This is a genomic window from Bifidobacterium sp. CP2 (genome assembly GCF_018555635.1).
Classification (GTDB): domain Bacteria; phylum Actinomycetota; class Actinomycetes; order Actinomycetales; family Bifidobacteriaceae; genus Bifidobacterium; species Bifidobacterium saguinibicoloris.
Map to the genome: position 1 here is coordinate 43,605 of NZ_JAFEJX010000004.1, position 20,560 is coordinate 64,164.

Sequence of the window (20,560 nt, forward strand, 5' to 3'; positions counted from 1 at the left end):
ACCATCCATGCTCACCCAGCACATCATCCGCACCGCCGTCGAGGCGGCGCTCGCCGAGGACGCGCCCTACGGCGACGTGACCTGCGAGACCACCATCCCGGCGGACGAAACCGGCTCGGCCGCGCTCACCGCCCGCGAGGACGGCGTCATGAGCGGCCTCGACGTGTTCGCCGCCGCCTTCCGGGCGCAGAACCCACGCATCGAGACCGCGCCCGCCATCGCCGACGGCGAACGCTTCCACGCAGGGCAGATGCTCGCCACCGTATCGGGGCCCGTCAGGGACCTGCTGACCGCCGAACGCGTCGCCCTCAACTTCACCCAGCGCATGAGCGGCATCGCCACGATGACCGCCTCGTTCGTCAAAGCGGTGAACGCCATCTACGCGGACGGGTACGAGAGGGAGCACGGCCCGGTCGTGCGCCCCCGCCGCTACGCACGCACGCGCATCGCCGACACGCGCAAGACCACGCCGGGACTGCGCCCGTTCGAGAAATACGCGGTCGTCTGCGGCGGCGGCCACAACCACCGCTACGGCCTGTCCGACGCTGTCATGATGAAAGACAACCATCTCGCCGCACTCGCCGCGCGCGGCATCGACCTCGCCGGCGCGATCAGCCACGTGCGCGAACAGGTCGGACACACCACGCACATCGAGGTCGAAGTCGACTCGCTCGACCAGATCCCCGCCGTGGTCGAAGGCGGCTCCGACACCATCATGCTCGACAACTTCACGCTCGCCGACACACGCCGCGGCGTCGAACTCATCGACGGCCGCGCCATCGTCGAAGCCAGCGGCAACATGAGTCTCGAACGCGTGGCCGCCGTCGCCGCCACCGGCGTCGACGTCATCTCCGTGGGCGCCCTCACCCACTCCGTACGCTCCATCGACCTCGGACTGGACTGGCTGGAGGAACGTCCATGACCGACGACAACGAGACACTGTATCTGGACGCGGCCGCCACCGAACCGGTCAGCCGGGACGTCATCGACGCGATGCTCCCGTTCCTGACCGACGCATACGCGAACCCGGCCAGCGTCCACCAGCCCGGCAAAACCGCCGCCCGCGCGCTCGACGCCGCCCGCGCCTCATTCGCCGCCGACCTCGGCGCCAAACCCGACGACGTGATCTTCACCTCCGGCGGCACCGAATCCGACAACCTCGCCGTCAAAGGCATCGCGATGGCGAGGATGCGGCGTCTCGGTCTGGGCGGCGACGCCGCCCGGCCCCCGCGCATCATCATCTCGGCGATCGAACACCCGGCCGTCACGCGGTCCGCCGAATGGCTCGCACGCTGGCTCGGCTTCGAAGTCGTGCGCATCCCCGTCGACGGTGAGGCGCATCTCGACCTCGCCGCGCTCGAACGCGCGCTCGACAGCGAGGCGGGGGAGCGGACCACGCTCGTCGCCACGATGCTCGCCAACAACGAGGTCGGCACCGTCGAACCGGTCGAACGCATCGTCGCGATCGCGCACGCGCACCACGTACCGGTCCACGTCGACGCCGTGCAGGCCGCAGGACTCATCCCCATCCGTATGCGCGACTGGGACATCGACTCGCTCGCCGTCTCCGGACACAAGTTCGGCACGCCCAAAGGACTCGGCGCCCTGCTCGTACGCGGGCGTGTACCCATCGAACCGATCCTCTCCGGCGGCGGGCAGGAACGGGGGCTCAGATCCGGCACGCAGAACGTGGCCGGCGCCGTCGCGCTCGCCATCGCCCTGCGGCGTTCGAACACCCGCATGGCCGCGCACTACCGTGAGCTGGTCGCCTCGCGCGACATGCTCATCGACGCGGTCCGGCGCGTGGTCCCGCGCGCGGAGCTCACCGGCGACCCGGAACGCAGGCTTCCCGGACACGTCTCGTTCGTGTTCCCCGGCGTCACCGGCGAGGCGCTGCTCGTCGACCTCGACGCGCGCGGCATCGCCTGCTCGTCCGGCTCCGCCTGCGCGATCGGCCGCCATGAGATCCCGCCCACGCTCCTTGCGATGGGAATCGAGCCGGCCGTCGCCAAATCCGCCCTGCGCATGACCTTCCGCGAACCGTTGACCCGCGGGCAGATCGAACGCATCTCCCTCGCCATCGAGGACTCCTACACCGCCCTCACCCGAGGCTGACGCGGCACGGTCGGGCCGTATGGGTATCATCGTGACGGTTTGTGTCAGTGACAGGTGAAGAACCGAATCAAGTACCAGGCAGGCAACGTCGACGCCGCACGGCCGGAACGGCCGGCGCGCGACGGCGACCAACAAACTATCAGGCAAGTATCTAAGAGAGGTTTCGATGGCGGTTCGCGGTGATATCCGTAATGTGGCGATTGTGGCTCACGTCGACCACGGCAAGACCACGCTGGTGAACGCGATGCTCCAGCAGTCCCACGTGTTCAACGAACGCGAGGAGGTGCCGGACCGAGTGATGGATTCCAACGATCTCGAGCGCGAGAAGGGCATCACCATCCTCGCCAAGAACACAGCCGTGGAGTACACCGGCCCGTTGGCCGCCAAGTACGGCCACCCGGAGGGCATCACCCTCAACATCATCGACACCCCCGGCCACGCCGACTTCGGCGGCGAGGTCGAGCGCGGCATCTCCATGGTCGACGGCGTCGTGCTGCTCGTCGACGCCTCCGAAGGCCCGCTGCCGCAGACCCGTTTCGTGCTGCGCAAGGCCCTCGAGGCCAAGCTCCCGGTCATCCTGTGCGTGAACAAGGTCGACCGTCCGGACGCGCGCATCGAGGAGGTCGTCTCCGAATCCACCGACCTGCTGCTCGGCCTCGCCCAGGACGTCGCCGAGGAGGGCATCGACCTCGACCTCGACCAGCTGCTCGACCTGCCGGTCATCTACTGCGCCGCCAAGGCCGGCTACGCGTCCGCCAACCAGCCGGCGGACGGCGCCCTGCCGGACAACGACAATCTCGAGCCCCTGTTCGAGGACATCATCAAGTACATCCCCGCCCCGGAGTATGAGGAGGGCGCCCCGCTGCAGGCGCACGTCGCCAACATCGACTCCTCCGACTTCCTCGGCCGTCTCGGCCTGGTCCGCATCTACAACGGCACCCTGGAGAAGGGCAAGACCTACGGCCTGAGCCGTGTCGATGGCTCCATCGAGAACTTCCGCGTGGCCGAGCTGCTGCGCACCCAGGGCCTCGAACGCCAGCCCGTGGCCTCCGCCGGCCCCGGCGACATCGTGGCGGTCGCCGGCGTCAACGACATCATGATCGGCGAGACCATCGTCGACCCGAACGACCCCAAGCCGCTGCCGCTCATCCACGTCGACGACCCGGCCATCTCCATGACCTTCGGCGTCAACGACTCCCCGCTGGCCGGCCGCGAGGGCAAGGACCACAAGCTCACCGCCCGCATGATCAAGGACCGTCTCGACCGCGAGCTCATCGGCAACGTGTCCATCAAGGTGCTGCCCACCGACCGTCCGGACGCCTGGGAGGTGCAGGGCCGCGGCGAGCTGGCGCTGGCCGTCCTCGCCGAGGAGATGCGCCGCGAGGGCTACGAGCTGACCGTCGGCCGCCCGCAGGTCGTCACCAAGAAGATCGACGGCGTGGTCAACGAGCCGATGGAGAACACCACCATCGACGTGCCCGAAGAGTACATGGGCACCGTCACCCAGCTGCTCGCCGACCGCAAGGGCCGCATGGACTCCATGTCCAACCACGGTTCCGGCTGGGTGCGCCTGCAGTTCACCGTGCCGTCCCGCGGCCTCATCGGCTTCCGTACCGCGCTGCTGTCCGCCACCCGCGGCACCGGCATCGCCTCCTCCATCTCCGCCGGCTACGCCCCGTGGGCCGGCCAGATCGTGACCCGCCAGAACGGCTCCATGGTCTCCGACCGCGCCGGCGTGGCCACCCCGTACGCCATGCAGCGTCTGCAGGCCCGCGGCAACTTCTTCGTCGAACCGCAGTCCCCGGTCTACGAGGGCCAGGTCGTCGGCGTCAACAACAAGCCGGACGAGCTCGACGTCAACATCACGCTGGCCAAGCACATGACCAACATGCGCTCCTCCACCGCCGACGTGCTCGAGACCCTCACCCCGCCGATCAAGATGAGCCTCGAGGAGTCCCTCGACTTCGCGAACGAGGACGAGTGCGTCGAGGTCACCCCGGAGTCCATCCGCGTGCGCAAGATCATCCTCGGTCGCGAGGATTGGTACAAGTGGCGCGCCAAGCAGCGCCGCCAGAACGCGGCCCAGGCCGCCGCCCAGGGCAAGTGAGCCTGAACCTGGCCCAAAAGGTGGATAGCGATAGAGGGAGTCTTCCGCGGATGCGGAGGGCTCCCTCGCGTATCTAGGGACGGTGTACAGTGGCCCGTATGACCACACAGCACGCCCCCAGCCCGCGCCGGGACCCGTCCGCCCCCTGGTCGCACCGGTTCGGCCCCGTGGGCCGTACGCTCGTCACGTTGGCGGCCGGCGCCGGCGCGGCGTTCTTCGGCACTCTCGCGCACCGCATGGGCGCCTCCGCCGACATCCCCTACGGGCTGGCGCTGGCGTTCCTCATCATCGGCCTGTCGACGTTCTGCGCCCGCGCGCGGCAGGGCGTCACCGGACTCGCCCTTCACCTCATCGTCTCCTCCATCACGGCATGGGGGCTGGCGGTGGGAGGCGCCGGCGACGACGCGCTCGTCGTGGCGGGGTTCTCCACGCCGATGCCGTTCTTCAGCCAGCATGCCGGCTACATATGGCTGTATGGCGTGATCGTCGTGCAGGTCGTCATGCTCGCCCTGCCGTCGCGCTGGTTCGTCATTCCGCCGCGCAAGGCCGAATGAGTCCGCCGTACCTCGTCCGCGGACAGGGCCTCCCGTCCATATCCGGGCGGCGTCACCGGCGGCGTCGTGCGGATGCCGGTACAGTGGTGCGGTATGACATGCAGGGAACTGTTCTATCTCGGGCCGGAAGGCACGTTCACCCATCAGGCGGCGATGGAGGCCGCGGACCGGTTGCGCCCGGCCGTCGGCGGGGGAGCTGACGCCGGTGACGCGGCTGTCGCCGACGGGTTCGACCTCGTCGCCCTGCCCGACGTCCCCTCCATCATGGACGCCGTCCAGTCGGGGCGCGGCTGGGGCGTCATCGCCTGGGAGAACAACGTCGAAGGCTACGTGGTGCCGAACCTCGACGCCCTGATCGATGCGACCGACATCGCCGGGTTCGCACGCGTCCGAGTCGACGTGACGTTCGACGCGTTCGCCGTCGCCGGCGACGACCCTCTGCACCGTTCCGGCGACGACCCCGTTGTCGTCTCCGCTCATCCCCATGGTCTCGCCCAATGCAGACGCTTCATCGCCGACCACGGGCTCAGGGCCGTGCCCGCCTCGTCCAACGCCGCCGCCTGTCGTGACCTGAAGCCCGGGCGCATCGCGTTCGGCCCGCACATCTGCGGCGAACTGTACGGGCTCGACACGCTCGCCGAACGCGTGCAGGACTTCGACGGCGCCCACACCGAATTCCTCGTCCTCGCCCGACGTGATGAGGTACGCGACCTGTCCCGCCGGTTCCGCGAGGATGCCATCGGCGAATTCGAGACGATCATCACGCTGATTCCGCTCATCACCGGCCCCGGCGTCCTGGCCAACATGCTCGACGTGATGCGTGACGCCGGTCTCAACATGACCAGCTTCATGTCCCGGCCCATCAAAGGCACCGACGGCACCTACAGCTTCATCGCGACGCTCGACGCCGCCCCGTGGGAGCCGCGCTTCCGCACCCTGCTCGAAACCTTCGCCACACATGGCATCTGGCTCAAGACGCTCGCCGTCTACCCGCGACGCGACCGGCCCAGCCCCCCGGTCGAGGCGTGGCGGCTGCCGGAAGGCGGCGTCCATCTCGACGCGATGCGCATCGAACCCGACTGGGAGCATACGAACAAGGTCGGAAGGGAACTGCTGTGGTAGACGCCGGCGCGAAGGACATGAGGAACGGAGACGACATGACGGACACGGGATCGACTTCGACGGCGGGAACGAGACCTCGTCTCGTCGGCGTCGTCGGCATGGGGCTCATCGGCGGCTCGCTCGCCCGACGTCTCGTCGAACGCGGCGTGGACGTCGTCGCATGGAACCACCGGCCCCACCCGTACGCCGAAGCCGAGAAGGACGGCATCCGCTGCGTGACGACGCTCGCCGCGCTCGTCGACGCCGCGCCGGACGTCATCGTCCTATGCAACCCGCTCAAGGCCATGCCCGCCGTCCTCGGGGAGCTCAAGCCGCTGCTCGACGCGGCGCCCGGCGTCACCCTCACCGACGTGGGCAGCGTCAAGGGCATGGTGCGGGCCCAGGTCGAGGCAGCCGGCCTGTCCGACCGCTACGTCGGCGCGCACCCGATGGCCGGCAACGAGCTGTCCGGCTGGACCGCCGCCGACCCACGCCTCTACGACGACGCCCTGTGGGCCGTCACCGTGACCGACGCCACCGACTATGGGCGGTTCCTCACCGTCGCACGGCTCATCGTCGACGGCGTCGGCGACCGGCTCATCGTCCTCGACGACGACACGCACGACAAGGCCGCCGCGATGATCAGCCATATGCCGCACGTCGTCGCCACCGCGCTCATCAACGAACTGACCGGCGATTCGAACCGCAACGTCGCCGCCGCGCTCGCCGCGGGCAGCTGGCGCGACATGACACGCGTGGCCCTGACCGACCCCGACCGCACGCGCGCGATGGTCGAGGAGGACGCCGAGAACGTCGAGGCGCTGCTGCGGCACATGGCCGCGCGGCTGACCGCCGTCGCCGACCTGCTGCGCGACGAACGCGCGGGAACAGACAACGGGGAAGACGGCGCCGACGCGGCAGCGCGTCGCGCGATGGGCGGCTTCTTCGCCGAAGGTCAGCCGTTCCGCAACTACAAGGCGCGGCAGAGGGCCGTCGGTGACGGCATGGCCGCCCGATACGAGGAGCGTGACATCCGCACCGGCCGGGACCGTTGGCAGGCCGATCTGCTCGCGTCGGCGCGTCGCGGCGAGCACATCGTCGCGATCGGCGATGCGGGACGCATGCGGGTCCAACTGCGGTCCGCGCTCTGAACCCGGCGGCGTGGGGGAACGGCCGCCGGCGGGAAGCTACGGGCGCACGCGAGGACGCTCCGGCACGGGCTTCAACGTGGCGATCGTGTCCGCGTCGATGCTCACCCGCTGCTGGGGACGTGAACCATTCGCCGCGGCATCACGCGACAGTTCCAACGTGCGGCCGTCCCAGGACAGCACGTGACCCACGAAATCACGGAACTTCGTCCTCCCGTCCTTCGGATCGACGCCCTCGATGACGCGCACCACGATGCGCGCCCCGGCCGGAATCTCCTTCGGCAACGACATGATGACCTCCCTTGGAACCATGATGCCCATATGGCACCAACTGTACCCGAGCGGCGAACGGAACCGCCGATGTCCACCGGATGTGGGGTGATGGAGGACATGGCGAGACAGACAGGAAACGCGGCGGTCCGCGTGGTGTTCGGAGGCGACACGTACCTCAACGGGCGAACCGTGCGCGAATGGTGCGACAAGGCGCTCAGGAAACGTCCCGACGCCGAATTCATCGAACTGGACGCGGCCACGGCCGACCGGTACGCGTTCGACGAGGCCGTCAGCCCCTCCCTGCTCGCCGACGCGTCCGTCGTACGCGTGGACAACCTGCAATCCGCCGACGAGAAACTCGGCGACGCCATCGTCGACTACTGCGCACACGCCTCATCAGACCCCAACCCCACGGGCATCGTCATCTGCCGGCACGAAGGCGGCAACAAAGGCAAACGGCTCGTCGAACGGCTCGTCAAGGCCGGGGCGCGCAAGGAGGACGTGCCCGACCTGAAGAAACCCGAGGCCAAACTCAACATGGTCTACCGATGGTTCGAGGAACAGCATCGGCGCATCGAACCACTCGCCGCCCAACAGCTCGTCGACGTGCTCGGCGAACGCACCGGCGAACTCAACGCCATGTGCCGCCAACTGTGCTTCGACTTCGACGACGACCCCATCGGCCTCGACCGCGTAAACCAATACCTCACCGCCAACCCGCAGGTCGACGGCTTCGCCGTCGCCGACGCCGCCATGGCCGGACGCACCGCCGACGCCATCGTCATGATGCGCTCCGCCGTGGAACAGGGCATCGAACCCATCGCGCTCATCGGCGCGCTCGCCATGAAACTGCGGAGCGTGGCCAAAGTGTCCGCGTTCAACGCCGGGACCATCAGCGCGGCCGAACTCGGCATGTCCCCATGGGCGCGCAAATACGTGAAACTCGGCGGATGGACGTCCACCGGCATGGCCACCTGCATCAGGACCCTCGCATGGGCGGACGAGGAATGCAAGACCAACGGGGGAGACCCCATGTACGCGCTGGAACGCAGCATCGAAACCATCGCGACGAAAGGACGGGCATGAGCGGAACGGAAGCGAACGAAACGGACGGACGGATCGTCGTCGAAGCGCCCACGGGAGACGACATGCGCGCGCTGGGACGCCGCATCGCGAAACGCGTGCGCGGCGGCGACGTATTGCTCCTGTCCGGGCCGCTGGGCGCAGGCAAGACGACGCTCGCGCAGGGATTCGGTGAAGGACTCGGCATCGGCGAGCCGATCGTCTCGCCCACGTTCACCATCGCCCGCGAACTCGACGGACGGTTCGCCGACGGCAGCCCGGCGCATCTCGTGCACGTCGACGCGTACCGTCTCGGCGGCGCCGACTACGCGCCCGGACAGGCGGCCGTCAACCGTCTCCTCGACGAACTCGAATCCTTGGGGCTTGACGAGGAGCTCGAAGACACCAGTGACGACACCGTCGTGCTCATGGAATGGGGCGAACAGATGGCCGCCGCCCTCGCGCCCGAACGCCTCGAGATCCATATCGCGCGTCCGCTCGACGATGCCGATGCCGGCGCCATGGACGCCGGCGGCGAACTCACCGGCGACGGCACGCGCATCGTCACCCTCGTGCCCGTCGGCGCACGCTGGAACGGCTTCACGCTCTGACCGGACGCCGCCGCCGTCCGCGGTGTACACTCTCTACAGGCCGGAGGAAACACGTCCGGAGGCAACGGGCAGACGTCGGGAGGATGCACACATGGGCTGCGTATTGGTGATCGACACGTCATACGGTTCCACCGTGGGCGTCACAGGACACGAGCCGATCGTCGAAACCGATTCGCGCACCCACGTCGAACGATTGCAGGTGAACATCGCGCGTGCGGTCAAGGACGCCGGATACACGCCGCAGGACATCGACACGGTGATCGTCGGCACCGGACCAGCGCCGTTCACCGGACTCAGAGCCGGCATCGTCGCCGCCAAAGCGCTCGCCTTCGCCACCGGCGCCGAACTCATCGGCCACGACGTGCTCGCGCCGCAGGCGCAGTGGAACCTCATCCGGCGAAGCAAGTCCGGCACGCTCGGCGACCCGAAGACGAGCCACGTGCTCACGCTCGCCGTGAACGACGCCCGCCGCAAGCAGCTGTACTTCGCGCTGTACGCAAGCCCGCTCGACGGCGACGCAACCATGACGCGCACGCTCATCGACATGGACATCGACTATCCGGCGTCGATTGCCGATCGCGTGAACGCCGCCGTACGCGAATACGCGACGACGGTCGAAGGCGAGATCGTCATCGACGTCGTCGGCCACGGCGCAACCAAATACGCCGACGCGCTGCGCGGCATTGAACATCTCGGTGACATGACCGACGAGTCCGTGCTCGACCAAGGGCGGCAGGGCCTCGACATCTTCGCGGCAGACGCGACGATCGCACACGCGCACGACCCACAGGCGCCCGTCGAACCGCTGTATCTGCGCCGACCGGACGCCGAGGTGCCTGCACCGCTCAAGCATGTGCTCGGCCATGAAGGCGCAGGGAGGAAGGACTGATGCTCGTCGCACTGGACGACCTCGACCGCGGGATCGCCGTCGCCGCCGTACGTGCGCTGGAGGTCGAGCTCTTCGGCAACCACGCATGGAGCGAGACGTCGATACGGCAGGAGCTCGACGCCCCCGCACGCACCTACGTGTTCGACATAGAACCCGACATCATGACGGATGAAGGCCCGACAGTGCCGATCACGGTGCCGGCCTCGGCCATACGCGGATTCGCCGGCTACTGGTACGACGGCGACGACGCCGAAATCATGGACGTCGGCGTCGGCAAAGCCCACCAAAGGCAAGGCATCGCAGCCGGTATGATGACCTGGCTGATTGAACGCGCGCACAAACAGGGCGCACGACGTATGCTGCTCGAAGTCAGCGTCGACAACGAACCCGCCATCGCACTGTACAAGCGCTTCGGCTTCGAACGCATAGGACTGCGCAAACGCTACTACCAGCCCGAAGGCATCGACGCATACGTCATGGTCCTAGACCTCGAACCACACATCGTCGGATTCCAAAGCGCCGGCGACAATACGACGAACGACGCACAGCCGCACACGCATCACACGGACGACGAACCCACAAGCAACGAGGAGACGAAATGAGCGAACCGATCGTACTCGGCATCGAATCGACCTGCGACGAGACCGCCGCCGCCATCGTGCGCGGACGCACGCTCGTATCCAACGTGGTCGCCTCCTCCATGGAGGAACACGCGCGCTACGGCGGCGTCATCCCCGAAATCGCCTCGCGCGCACACGCCGAGGCGTTCGTCCCCTGCGTGTCCAAGGCGCTCGCCGACGCGGACATGACGCTCGCCGACGTGGACGCGATCGCCGTGTCCGCCGGTCCGGGACTCGCCGGGTGCCTCGCCGTCGGCGTCTCCGGCGCGAAGGCGCTCGCATGGGCGTCTGGCAAACCGCTGTACGGCATCAACCATGTGATTGGCCACATTGCCGTCACCCAGCTGCAGTTCGGTCCGTTCCCCAAGGACACGTTGGCGCTCATCGTCTCCGGCGGCCACACGTCGCTGCTGCACGTCGAGGATGTGGCACGCCATATCGACGTGGCCGGCACGACGCTCGACGACGCGGCGGGGGAGTGCTTCGACAAGGTCGCCCGTCTGCTCGGATTCCCCTATCCCGGCGGGCCGCACATCGACCGTCACGCACAGCACGGCGACCCGCATGCCATCAAGGTGCCGCAGGGCCTCACGCAGGGGCAGGCCGGCGCGAAGCACCCGTATGACTTCAGCTTCTCCGGCGTCAAGACCGCCGTCGCCCGCTGGGTGGAAGGGGAGCAGGCCGCGGGGCGCGAGATTCCCGTGGACGACGTGTGCGCGTCGCTCGCTGATTCGGTGGCCACCGTGCTTGCGAAGAAAGCGATGCGCGGCTGCCGTCAATACGATTCCGACACGCTCATCGTGGGTGGCGGTTTCTCCGCGAACTCGCAGCTGCGCGCCAAACTGCTTGAATTCGGACGGTCGAACGGCGTGGAGGTACGCATCCCGGAATTGAAGTTGTGCACCGACAACGGTGCGATGGTGGCCATGCTCGGCGTGAACCTTGTGGAGGCGGGCGTCGCCCCCAGCGCCCCCGACTTCGCCATCGATTCGGCCATGCCTCTGACCAAGGTGTCGATGTAGCGGATTCGACGGAGGCTGGAAGGAGACGGTTGCGTCAGCCCCGTTCCGCCAGCCAGGCGGCGGCGACCTTCTTCGAGGGGAACACGCCCTGCGCGCCGTTGGCGCCGTCGGCCAGCCACATGCGCCGCATCCCCACCAGCTTTCTGCGCACGGTCCCAGCGCCCACGCCGTCGTGCAGCACCGCGAATACACCGCGTTCTATCCTCATGATTCTCACGTCCATGGTTCCCGGCCTCCTTGCCGATCACACTCCTCCTGTTCCCGATGGCAGCGTCGTGCGCGGCGACGCGCCGGCGTTACGACAGTGGGCAGCATAGGAACCCGGGTGGACCGTGGGACACGGCGGGGCGTCGCGTGTCCCACGTCGTTCCGCCGTCGTTCCGGCTCCGTCCCGCGCATGCCGGAACGACGCATATGGGTTGGCCCTCCGATTCCTTCCGGAACCGGAGGGCCAACCCATATGGCGACGAGGTCGCGCACGTCCGATGTCCGCGGCGTCCGGGCCGCGGACGCACGGTCACTTGATGATGACATCCTCGGGCTTGATGTCGGAGGTGAAGCTCGGAGCGAGTTCGCTCTCGTAGGCCTTCTCGAAGAAGCCGTCGGCGGTCAGCGACTTGATCTCCTTGTTCGTCCAGTCGAGCAGGCTCTTGTTGCCCTTCTTCACGGCCGGCGCGATGGTGGATTCGTCGCCGAGCGTCTTGATGCCCACGGTGTAGCCCGGGTTGTCCTTCGCCCACGCGTACAGGTACGTGTTGTCGTCGGCCAGGGCGGCGACGCGGCCGTCTTTGAACGCCTGGAACTGCTGGGTCTTGGAATCGAACTTCTGCAGGTTCACGTCCGGGTAGTTCTGGGTGAAGTAGGTTTCGGCGGTGGTGCCCTTCGTCACCGCGAGGTCCTTGCCCTTGAGCTCATCGGCGCTGGTGATCTTCGCGCTGTCCGGGGAGACGACGCCGATGGACACCTTCATGTACGGTTCGGCGAAGTCGACGACCTGCTTGCGCTCGTCCGTCACGGTGAAGTTCGCGAGCACGAGGTCGACCTTGTCGGACTTCAGGGAGTCGACGCGGCCGTCCGCGTTGACCTGCACCCAGTCGACCTTGACGCCCAGGTCCTTGGCGATCTGGTTGCCGAGCGCCACGTCGTAGCCGGCGCGCGTGCCGTCGTTCTTCACGTAGCCGTAGGGCGGCAGGTCGCCGAACGTCGCGATGCGGATGGTGCCCGCCTTCTTAATCTCCTCGACGGTCTGGCCCTGCTGGCCGGAGACGGATGCGCCGCCCGCGGCCGGGTCGGGGCCGTTGCCGCAGGCCGCCACGGACAGCAGTGTGACCGCGGCGAGCGCGCCGGCGGCGATCTTCTTCAGATTGAACATGATGGTTTCCTCTCTCATGTCGGTTGGTTTGTTGGTTGTTTCGGAATACAGGTCGTAGCGGTGGCGGGATGGACCCCACCGCCGGGTCATTCGTCGCCCACGGGCGACATGCTGTCCAGGAACGCCTTGGCGCGGTCCGTGGACGGATGGGTGAAGAACTCGTTGCCGGACTGGCGTTCGAGGATCACCCCGTTCTCCAGGAACATGACGGTGTCGGCCACACGGCGGGCGAACTCCATCTCGTGCGTGACGACGATCATCGTCATATGGCGCTTGGCCAGCCGGAGCATGAGCTCCAGCACCTCGCGCACCATCTCCGGGTCGAGCGAGGCGGTGACCTCGTCGAACAGCATGAGCTCGGGGTTCATGGCGAGCGCGCGCACGATGGCGATGCGTTGCTTCTGTCCGCCGGACAGTTCACGCGGGTACGCGTCCCGGTATTCGCTCAGCTGCACGTCGGCCAGCAGACGGTCCATCTGCTCGTCGACCTCCGCCTTCGGACGTTTCTGCACCTTGGTGGGGCCGAGTTCGATGTTCTTCGCGACCGTGAGGTTCGGGAACAGGTCGTAGCTTTGGAACACCATGCCGATCTGGGTGCGCAGGCGACGCCACGTCTTCTCGCTGTTGTTCGGAATCACCTGGCCCTTGAAACGGATTTCGCCGCCCTGGATGGTCTCCAGGCCGTTGAGGCAGCGGATGAGCGTGGACTTGCCGGAGCCGGAGGGACCGAGCAGGACGAGCACCTGCCCACGCCTCACATCGAAGCTCACGTCCTTGAGCACCTCATGGTCCCCGTAGGATTTGCGCAGGTGCCGGACCGACAGCAGGATCTCGCCGTCGTGCGGTGCCGCGTCTGTACGGTCGGTGACGGCGGCGGCCGTATCGCTGGATCCGATGGTTTCAGCCATTGTTACGCTCCTTGGCTCGTTGTTCGAGTGCCTTGGCGATCATCGCCAGAGGCCAGCAGATGATGAAATACAGGAAGAAGATGAACCCGTACACCCAGAACGCGGCGTCCGGATGGGTCATGCGGTTCGCCTCCATGATTTGCTGGCCGACGGTGACGACGTCGATGACGCTGATGAGCAGCAGCAGGGACGTCGTCATGATGACGCGCGCCGCCAGATTGATGACGGCGGGGACCATGAGGTTCACCGATTGGGGGATGCGCACGTACCACAGGACCTGTAGGCCGCTCATGCCGAGCGCCTTGCCGGCGTCGATTTGATGGTCGGAGACGGAGATCAGAGCGCCGCGCACCACGTCGCTGATCTCGGCCGACACCCACAGGCCGAACGCGACCACCGCGACGGTCACGCCGTCCACCTGGACGCCGAGCTCGCGCGGCAGGATGTAGTACGAGAGGAACAGCAGCACCAGCGTGGGCACGATGCGGAAGAACTCGAGGTACAGACGCAGCACGGCGCGCAGCACCGGGTTCGGCAGGATGCGCAGCGCGCCGAGCACGACGCCCAGCGGGATGCCGAACAGCAGGGCCAGGCCCGCCACCGTGACGGACGTGCCCAGACCGGACAGCAACCTCATGAGGTTGTCGCCGGTGACGATGACGCTCGCGCCTGAGGCGAGCGTGACGGATGCGGGATCAGTCATCGCCGAAAGTACCACGACGCACCCTCCTTTCCAACAAGGTCAGCAGCACGGACAGCGGAATCAGGATGATCGCGTACGCGACCACCAGCATGAGCAGGTATTCGTCGCTGCGGTAGTACATGCCGATGAGGTCGCGGGCCGTGTTCGTGAGCTCGGGCACCGCGATGACCGTGAACACGGACGTCTCCTTGACCATGAAGATCACGTTCGCGGCGAACGCCGGGACGCTGCGCGTCAGGCCCTGTGGCAGCGTGACATGGCGGATCATCTGCAGCGGCGACAGTCCCAGCGCGCGCGCCGATTCGTTCTGCACGCGAGGAATGCCGCTGAAGCCGCCTTCGAACGCGCCGCACATGTACGCGGCTCCGAACACGGCCATACCCACGATCGCGCACGTCTGGGCGCTCCACTTCACGCCGATGGACGGCAGGCCGTAGTACAGGAAGAACAGCTGGATGAGCAGCGGGGTGTTGCGGAACAGCTCCTGAAAGACGGTGCTGACCTCACGCAGCACCGGCACACGGTACTCGCGCAGCAACGCCAGAACCAAACCGAATATGGTGGCCAGCGCGACGCTGATGGCGGACAGCCGCAGGGTCAGGACGAACGCCTTTTCGAACAACGGCAGCGCCGACTGGATGATGGTCCAGCTCACCTTACCCCTCCTCTCCATACGGGCGTCGATGCGAACATGATCATCGTTGTTTCTCTCTATCGGATTCCCTTGCGCGATGTTCTCCGGTGGCATGGCCTGGGCGTTCTCCCGGTCCGCGTCCCGGCTTGCTGGCCCTCGCGCGTGAGCCGCGGACCGGGACGGCGACGGCCGCGGACCCGCGGCGCATCTGCCTTGCTAGCCACAAGGATAACGTTCGGACGAAGGGCTCGGAGTCGGCAGCGAACCGGCGGACGGGCATCCGACGGCGGTCACGGTCTCGGACATCGGAGGAAACGAAGAGGGATGCGGGACGTCGTAGGGCGTCGGAACCCAACTGGCGCAAGCGTTCCGCACGGCACGTCGAGGGCGATGACGTACGACGGTGGGGGACCGTGCGGTACGTACGTTATGAGCGTCGCTTATACCCTGCTATCGGATAGTCCGAAGCACAAGGCATGGCGGATATGGACATGTCGGTGGTTTCCGAGGTGACGCCGGTCGGATGGCTCGGAGAGGATGACGTAGGGACGCCGTGTGGCCGATTGTCGCTTTCGCCCTTAGACTGGAAGCCATGTCTCTAACTATCGGAATCGTCGGACTGCCGAACGTCGGCAAGTCCACCATGTTCAACGCGCTCACCCGCAACAACGTCCTGGCGGAGAACTACCCGTTCGCCACCATCGAACCGAACACCGGCATCGTGCCGCTGCCGGACGACCGCCTGCCGGTGCTCGCCAAGCTGGTGCACACCGAGAAGGTCGTGCCCGCCACCGTGACGTTCGTCGACATCGCCGGCATCGTCAAGGGCGCCTCCGAAGGCGAGGGCCTCGGCAACAAGTTCCTGGCGAACATCCGCGAGGCCGACGCGATCTGCGAGGTCGTGCGCGCGTTCAAGGACGACGACATCGTGCACGTAAACGGCAAGATCGACCCGGCCGACGACATCGACACCATCAACACAGAGCTCATCCTCGCCGACATGCAGACCATCGAGAACGCGCTGCCGAAGCTCGAGAAGGACCTGCGTGGCAAGAAGATCGAGAAGGAGTACTTCGACGCCGTCAAGGAGGCGCAGAAGATCCTCGAGAACGGTGAGACGCTCGACAAGGCCGCGCGCGAGGGCCGTTTCGACAAGGACTCCGTCTACGACCTGCACCTCATGACCGCCAAGCCGTTCATTTACGTGTTCAACGTGGACGACAACGAACTGCAGAACGACGATCTGAAGAAGGAACTCGCCGCCTCCGTGGCCCCGGCCCCGGCCGTGTTCCTCAACGCCCAGTTCGAGGCCGACCTGACCGAGCTAGACGAGGCCGACGCCCGCGAGATGCTCGAGGACGCGGGCCTCAAGGAGTCCGGTCTCGACCAGCTGGCACGTGTGGGCTTCGACATCCTCGGCCTCCAGACGTTCCTCACCGCGGGCGTCAAGGAGGTGCGCGCCTGGCAGATCCATAAGGGTTGGACCGCCCCGCAGGCCGCCGGCGTCATCCACACCGACTTCGAGAAGGGCTTCATCAAGGCCGACATCGTCTCCTACGACGACTTCGTCGCCGCCGACGGCTCGATGACCACCATCAAGGAGGAAGGCAAGCTCCGTCAGGAGGGCCGTGACTACGTGATGCAGGACGGCGACATCGTCGAGTTCAAATTTAACGTGAGCAAGTGATCGCACCCGCGATTGCCGCGTAATGCCGAGGGTCTTGGAATCCCAGTGATTCCAAGGCCCTCGGCTATACTGTATTCAGTTGTTGTCGTATAGAGTCATCGTGATGGACACGGTGCATTGGGCATCTGATCGGAGGAGCGGGGATATGACCGGTTATGTGCTGCGTCTGTATGATGTTCCGCTGCTCCAGTTCGATGCCTCATATGGCGAGGGACTGTTGGCCGGCAAGGTCGAGGCCCGTATTCGCTGGTTCGACGAGTCGAAGCGGGTGCTGCTGCCGTTCCCGTTGGCTCCGGAGCCGGATGATGTGAAGCTCACCGCTTGGCTGGAGCGGCGCACCATCCCAAAGAACCGTGAGTTCGCGGCTCAGATCCTCGCACAGGCCGGACTGAACATCGCGGATACACTCGGCATCATCGACCTGTGCAAGGGGCTGTCGGTCAATGACTCGTTCTGGGTCGAACGGGACGACGAGAATCTCAGGTTCGCGGACATCAATCTGTACGATAATCCGTTGGATGAGACGCTTGCCATCGTGGCGTACACAGGCTACACGTCGAGCGAGAAGCATGCGATCGGTTTGTCGAGCGAGTGGACGACGGACGGGCAGTTCCCGAAGGCATGGCGGCACACGGGCAACGGGCTGGAACTATGGAAAGCCGGTTCCGAAGGTTACGCGAATGCAGGCTTGGAGCCGTATTCCGAATATCTCGCCTCGCAGCTGGCGCGAAAGCTCGGTGTGAACGCGGTCGAATATCGCATTGCTCGCTGGAAGGGCAAGCTGGCGTCGGTGTGTCCGTCGATGAACACAAAGGACGTGTCGTTCGTGCCGTTCTACGCGGCCACGCAGCTCGCATCGTTCCCGGAGATTCTCGCGGCCGCCCGTGCCGTGTCGGAACCATCGTTCGAGGCGATGCGTACGATGCTCGTCTTCGATGCGCTCATCGTCAACCAGGATCGTCATGCCAACAACCACGGGTTCCTACGTGACAACCATACCGGACGCATCCTCGGCCCGGCACCCCTGTTCGATCACAACATGTCGTTGTTCAAGAACGACATGCGTGCCGATTGGGAGCATGGTGCGTGGACGCCGAAGGTACTGGAGGAACGTCAGCCGTCGAATTCGCGCATGACGTTCCGAGACCAGTGTGCGGCCATCATGGGAGTCGCGCAGCATGAGATGCTGCGCAAGGCATTGGACGTCACGTTGGAGAACGATCCGACGTATCCGCTTGAGGACGGCCGCATCGAGGCATTGAACGACTATCTGCACGCCACGGCCCGCACGCTGCTCGACATCCCCGTGGTGGACGAGGCGAAGCTCGCCGCGCAGCTCGACGCACTGCAGCCCGCGGTCAAGAACGCGCCCGTGATTCTCAACGACAGACTGCTTGAGAAGGGATAATCGGACGAGTTCAATCTCCCCAACGTCTAAGAAGTGATTGCCGAGTAGTGTCGTGGGCTTGGACGGGGAGTGGTCCTAGAACCTCCGCGCTACGTGTGCGACCAATGGCAACATGGCAACGGCCAGCATGAACGTCATCGCCAGAACCGCTCCCGCTGGATAAACGCTGTACGCCCAGCCGTATGCGATCTGCCCGAGAGGCTGGGCGCACATACTCGTGGAGAGCGCGAGCGACATCACCTTGCCGGTCATGTCCTCGGGGCAGCTCATCTGGATCGCCGGCACGGCGATGAGGTTCGCGAGGGTGATGGCGACCATGGTTCCGCAGGTGCTCGCCGTGAGCGTCGCAAGGCGCACTCCATCGCCGGCGGGAAGCGCCATGACGAGCGCCTGGGGCAGGATGGTGAGCGAGAAGGCGGCGATTGCCATCGGGAATCGTCGTCTGGAAAGCGACTTCGCGGCCCGTCCTCCGACGAGCGCGCCAAACAGTCCGGACGCTCCCACGAGACCATATGCAAGACCGTACGCCGTGGAGTCGAACCCCAGCACGGTCCGCACCATGTAGGGGAAACCGACCTCCGCATAGCCCGTCACCAGAAAGTTGAGCGCAGCGCAGAGCAGCACCAGATGCAGTACATGGGGACGCTCACGAGTAAGGAAACGTCCGGCGCGCGCAAGGTCATCGAGGGCCGAGGTGCGTCCATCGTCACCGCGTTCGGGGGCACCGAGCCGGATGAAGCACTCCACGACAGCGGCCGTGCCGAACCCCACGATGGTGATGCCCATCATGGGCATGGCGCCCACCGCCGCATAGAGCACGCCGCCGAGCACGGCCGGCACGAGCGTGCTCGTCTGATTCACCACGTTCACCACGGACATGGCGCGACGCATCACGTCCTCGCCGTGGGAGCGGAACATCTGCGGCAGCGCCGCCTGCACCGTGGGCGTTTCCATGGCATCGAGCACGGCGAGCACCACCTGCATCACGGCAATCGCCGCCAAATTGAAACCGATGACCGAAAAGATGGTGGCGCAGACGAGCACCGTTGCAGCGGAGAGCGTGTCGAGCGCCACCATGACGGTCCGGCGGTTCGTGCGGTCCGCCACCACGCCGCCAAGGGGTGAGAGCAGGATCGTGGGCAGGATGCTCGCCGTGAGGATGGACGCGAACGCCGCGGCCGAGCCGGTCTCGTCAAGCACCCACATGGACATGGCGAACCGCAACATGAGGTTGGCGAAGAGCGATATGCCGAGACCTGCGACAAGCAGATAGAAGTCGCGTACGCGAAGAGGGTTCGCGGTTGGGCTGCTTTGCGGTTGAGTCGTGTATTCGGACGTGTTCGTCATTATCGAGTTCCTTTCCTTGGTATTCATGGATATCCATTCAGACCGACCGTCGGTCTGTTATGGTGATAAAAAAATGCGCCACGGCAAAGGCCGTACAAACGTCCTTCCACTTGGGCGCCATAATGTGCAAACCAGCATGCCCGGGGACGGTCTATGCGGACGCCGCTTCCCCTTCTGGCATCAGGGCCATGAGGCCCTTGACCGCTCGCAGGATGAGCGTCTCGTCGAAGACCGGTACGCCGATGGCGTCAAGCATCGTGGCGAGGCAGCGGATACGCCGTTCCATGTCGTTACGGTCGGCGGGATAGAAGCAGGGCATGAGCCAATAGTTGCCGAGGAGCGAGAGCAGTTGCGCCGCCTCCTCGGGATATGCCGTGGGAATCGAACCGTCCTGCACACCCATGTCGATGAGCGAGCGGAAGGACTCCGGCAGCCTCGTTGACCAGAAGCGCATATTCGCGGTAAAGAACGCGGGATCCTTGAGAAGTGCGAGCTGGGATCGAACGAGATCCAAGTGATCGGGGGCGTCCACGGCGGAAATGACGAGTGCGCGCAACTTCTCCAACGCGCTCATGTCATCACGCTCGATGAGTTCGTCGAGGAGACGCGAGGTGACGGCCCACTCATCGGCGTTCAGCTGGTCGAGAATCGCCTCCTTCGATTTGAAATGGTGATAGAGCCCGCCCTTGGAAAGACCCAGATCGTTCAGGATGTCCTGGATGGATGTCTTCTCGTAGCCCTTCTCGGCGAAGAGCCTTCGTGCGGAATCGAGGATTCGCCGTTCAGTGTCCTCTTGGTGCGTATGGTGCGCCATGACCTCCTCCTTTCTTTTCTCCCCAGAGCATACAGACCGTCGGTCGGTCTGTCAAATGGTCGAATAGACTATCATGCGCTGTGCTTGAATATCCACAACGCGGCAGGATGAAAAAAGACCGACAAACAGCGAGCTTCAATTCAACGGTGCGAGGGGTATGGAGGCGTTATTCCGGCAGCGGAGTA

At 65.8% G+C, this 20,560-nt stretch carries 21 protein-coding genes; 13 read left to right on the forward strand and 8 right to left on the reverse strand.

Going from position 1 to position 20,560, the window contains the following annotated elements; all coding sequences use genetic code 11:
• The first annotated feature begins 7 nt into the window (after nucleotides 1–7).
• The 6 genes from nadC to JS531_RS04045 all read left to right on the forward strand — a co-directional run bounded on the left by nadC (nucleotide 8) and on the right by JS531_RS04045 (nucleotide 7,028).
• Entirely contained in the window at nucleotides 8–922 is a 915-nt protein-coding gene (gene nadC, locus JS531_RS04020; protein ID WP_214313006.1) for a carboxylating nicotinate-nucleotide diphosphorylase, read from the forward strand.
• Entirely contained in the window at nucleotides 919–2,115 is a 1,197-nt protein-coding gene (locus tag JS531_RS04025; protein ID WP_214313007.1) for a cysteine desulfurase family protein, read from the forward strand. Before nadC ends, JS531_RS04025 begins: the two co-directional genes overlap by 4 nt.
• A gap of 166 nt (nucleotides 2,116–2,281) precedes the next feature.
• Nucleotides 2,282–4,222 (forward strand): translational GTPase TypA, encoded by a 1,941-nt coding sequence (gene typA / locus JS531_RS04030; RefSeq protein ID WP_214313008.1) that lies wholly within the window; start codon nucleotides 2,282–2,284, stop codon nucleotides 4,220–4,222.
• Between the two features lie 98 nt (nucleotides 4,223–4,320).
• Nucleotides 4,321–4,776 (forward strand): alcohol dehydrogenase, encoded by a 456-nt coding sequence (locus JS531_RS04035; protein WP_214313009.1) that lies wholly within the window; start codon nucleotides 4,321–4,323, stop codon nucleotides 4,774–4,776.
• Between the two features lie 93 nt (nucleotides 4,777–4,869).
• Nucleotides 4,870–5,898, forward strand: coding sequence for a prephenate dehydratase domain-containing protein (locus tag JS531_RS04040; protein WP_214313010.1), 1,029 nt, complete (start codon nucleotides 4,870–4,872; stop codon nucleotides 5,896–5,898).
• Between the two features lie 17 nt (nucleotides 5,899–5,915).
• Nucleotides 5,916–7,028: a prephenate dehydrogenase/arogenate dehydrogenase family protein gene (locus JS531_RS04045; RefSeq protein ID WP_214313017.1), complete on the forward strand. Its 1,113-nt coding sequence runs from the start codon at nucleotides 5,916–5,918 to the stop codon at nucleotides 7,026–7,028.
• 36 nt (nucleotides 7,029–7,064) lie between these two features.
• Here JS531_RS04045 and JS531_RS04050 read toward each other — a convergent pair whose 3' ends face one another.
• Nucleotides 7,065–7,316 (reverse strand): DUF6725 family protein, encoded by a 252-nt coding sequence (locus tag JS531_RS04050; protein ID WP_214313019.1) that lies wholly within the window; start codon nucleotides 7,314–7,316, stop codon nucleotides 7,065–7,067.
• A 99-nt stretch (nucleotides 7,317–7,415) separates the two neighbouring features.
• Here JS531_RS04050 and holA point away from each other — a divergent pair, with 99 nt between their 5' ends.
• From holA to tsaD, 5 genes are all read left to right on the forward strand, one after another.
• Nucleotides 7,416–8,384, forward strand: coding sequence for a DNA polymerase III subunit delta (gene holA, locus JS531_RS04055; protein ID WP_214313021.1), 969 nt, complete (start codon nucleotides 7,416–7,418; stop codon nucleotides 8,382–8,384).
• Nucleotides 8,381–8,971 (forward strand): tRNA (adenosine(37)-N6)-threonylcarbamoyltransferase complex ATPase subunit type 1 TsaE, encoded by a 591-nt coding sequence (gene tsaE, locus JS531_RS04060; protein ID WP_214313042.1) that lies wholly within the window; start codon nucleotides 8,381–8,383, stop codon nucleotides 8,969–8,971. The genes holA and tsaE overlap by 4 nt, the downstream gene beginning before the upstream one ends.
• A gap of 91 nt (nucleotides 8,972–9,062) precedes the next feature.
• Nucleotides 9,063–9,860, forward strand: a complete 798-nt coding sequence (gene tsaB / locus JS531_RS04065) for a tRNA (adenosine(37)-N6)-threonylcarbamoyltransferase complex dimerization subunit type 1 TsaB (RefSeq protein ID WP_214313044.1) — start codon at nucleotides 9,063–9,065, stop codon at nucleotides 9,858–9,860.
• A complete protein-coding gene (locus JS531_RS04070) occupies nucleotides 9,860–10,462 on the forward strand; it encodes a GNAT family N-acetyltransferase (RefSeq protein WP_214313045.1) in 603 nt (200 codons plus the stop codon). Before tsaB ends, JS531_RS04070 begins: the two co-directional genes overlap by 1 nt.
• Nucleotides 10,459–11,502, forward strand: a complete 1,044-nt coding sequence (tsaD, locus tag JS531_RS04075) for a tRNA (adenosine(37)-N6)-threonylcarbamoyltransferase complex transferase subunit TsaD (RefSeq protein ID WP_214313047.1) — start codon at nucleotides 10,459–10,461, stop codon at nucleotides 11,500–11,502. Before JS531_RS04070 ends, tsaD begins: the two co-directional genes overlap by 4 nt.
• Nucleotides 11,503–11,536: 34 nt before the next feature.
• On the opposite strand, the gene JS531_RS04080 is transcribed toward tsaD, so the two are convergent.
• From JS531_RS04080 to JS531_RS04100, 5 genes are all read right to left on the reverse strand, one after another.
• Nucleotides 11,537–11,710 carry a hypothetical protein gene (locus tag JS531_RS04080; RefSeq protein ID WP_214313049.1) on the reverse strand — a complete coding sequence of 58 codons (174 nt, stop codon included), beginning with the start codon at nucleotides 11,708–11,710 and terminating at the stop codon, nucleotides 11,537–11,539.
• A gap of 309 nt (nucleotides 11,711–12,019) precedes the next feature.
• Nucleotides 12,020–12,874 carry a transporter substrate-binding domain-containing protein gene (locus JS531_RS04085; protein ID WP_214313051.1) on the reverse strand — a complete coding sequence of 285 codons (855 nt, stop codon included), beginning with the start codon at nucleotides 12,872–12,874 and terminating at the stop codon, nucleotides 12,020–12,022.
• A gap of 86 nt (nucleotides 12,875–12,960) precedes the next feature.
• The gene (locus JS531_RS04090) at nucleotides 12,961–13,782 is read right to left on the reverse strand and encodes an amino acid ABC transporter ATP-binding protein (protein ID WP_276313140.1); all 822 of its coding nucleotides are present in this window, start codon (nucleotides 13,780–13,782) and stop codon (nucleotides 12,961–12,963) included.
• Nucleotides 13,775–14,485: an amino acid ABC transporter permease gene (locus tag JS531_RS04095; protein WP_217625634.1), complete on the reverse strand. Its 711-nt coding sequence runs from the start codon at nucleotides 14,483–14,485 to the stop codon at nucleotides 13,775–13,777. Before JS531_RS04095 ends, JS531_RS04090 begins: the two co-directional genes overlap by 8 nt.
• Nucleotides 14,478–15,140: an amino acid ABC transporter permease gene (locus JS531_RS04100; protein WP_214313056.1), complete on the reverse strand. Its 663-nt coding sequence runs from the start codon at nucleotides 15,138–15,140 to the stop codon at nucleotides 14,478–14,480. The genes JS531_RS04095 and JS531_RS04100 overlap by 8 nt, the downstream gene beginning before the upstream one ends.
• A 571-nt stretch (nucleotides 15,141–15,711) precedes the next feature.
• On the opposite strand from JS531_RS04100, the gene ychF reads away from it, so the two are divergent.
• The gene (ychF, locus tag JS531_RS04105; RefSeq protein ID WP_214313058.1) at nucleotides 15,712–16,806 is read left to right on the forward strand and encodes a redox-regulated ATPase YchF; all 1,095 of its coding nucleotides are present in this window, start codon (nucleotides 15,712–15,714) and stop codon (nucleotides 16,804–16,806) included.
• 145 nt (nucleotides 16,807–16,951) lie between these two features.
• Entirely contained in the window at nucleotides 16,952–18,214 is a 1,263-nt protein-coding gene (locus tag JS531_RS04110; protein ID WP_214313065.1) for a HipA family kinase, read from the forward strand.
• A gap of 75 nt (nucleotides 18,215–18,289) precedes the next feature.
• Here JS531_RS04110 and JS531_RS04115 read toward each other — a convergent pair whose 3' ends face one another.
• Both JS531_RS04115 and JS531_RS04120 read right to left on the reverse strand, forming a co-directional pair.
• Nucleotides 18,290–19,561: an MFS transporter gene (locus JS531_RS04115; RefSeq protein WP_214313067.1), complete on the reverse strand. Its 1,272-nt coding sequence runs from the start codon at nucleotides 19,559–19,561 to the stop codon at nucleotides 18,290–18,292.
• Between the two features lie 151 nt (nucleotides 19,562–19,712).
• On the reverse strand, nucleotides 19,713–20,375 hold the full coding sequence (locus tag JS531_RS04120; protein WP_214313074.1) for a TetR/AcrR family transcriptional regulator: 663 nt from the start codon (nucleotides 20,373–20,375) through the stop codon (nucleotides 19,713–19,715).
• Between the last annotated feature and the right edge of the window lie 185 nt (nucleotides 20,376–20,560).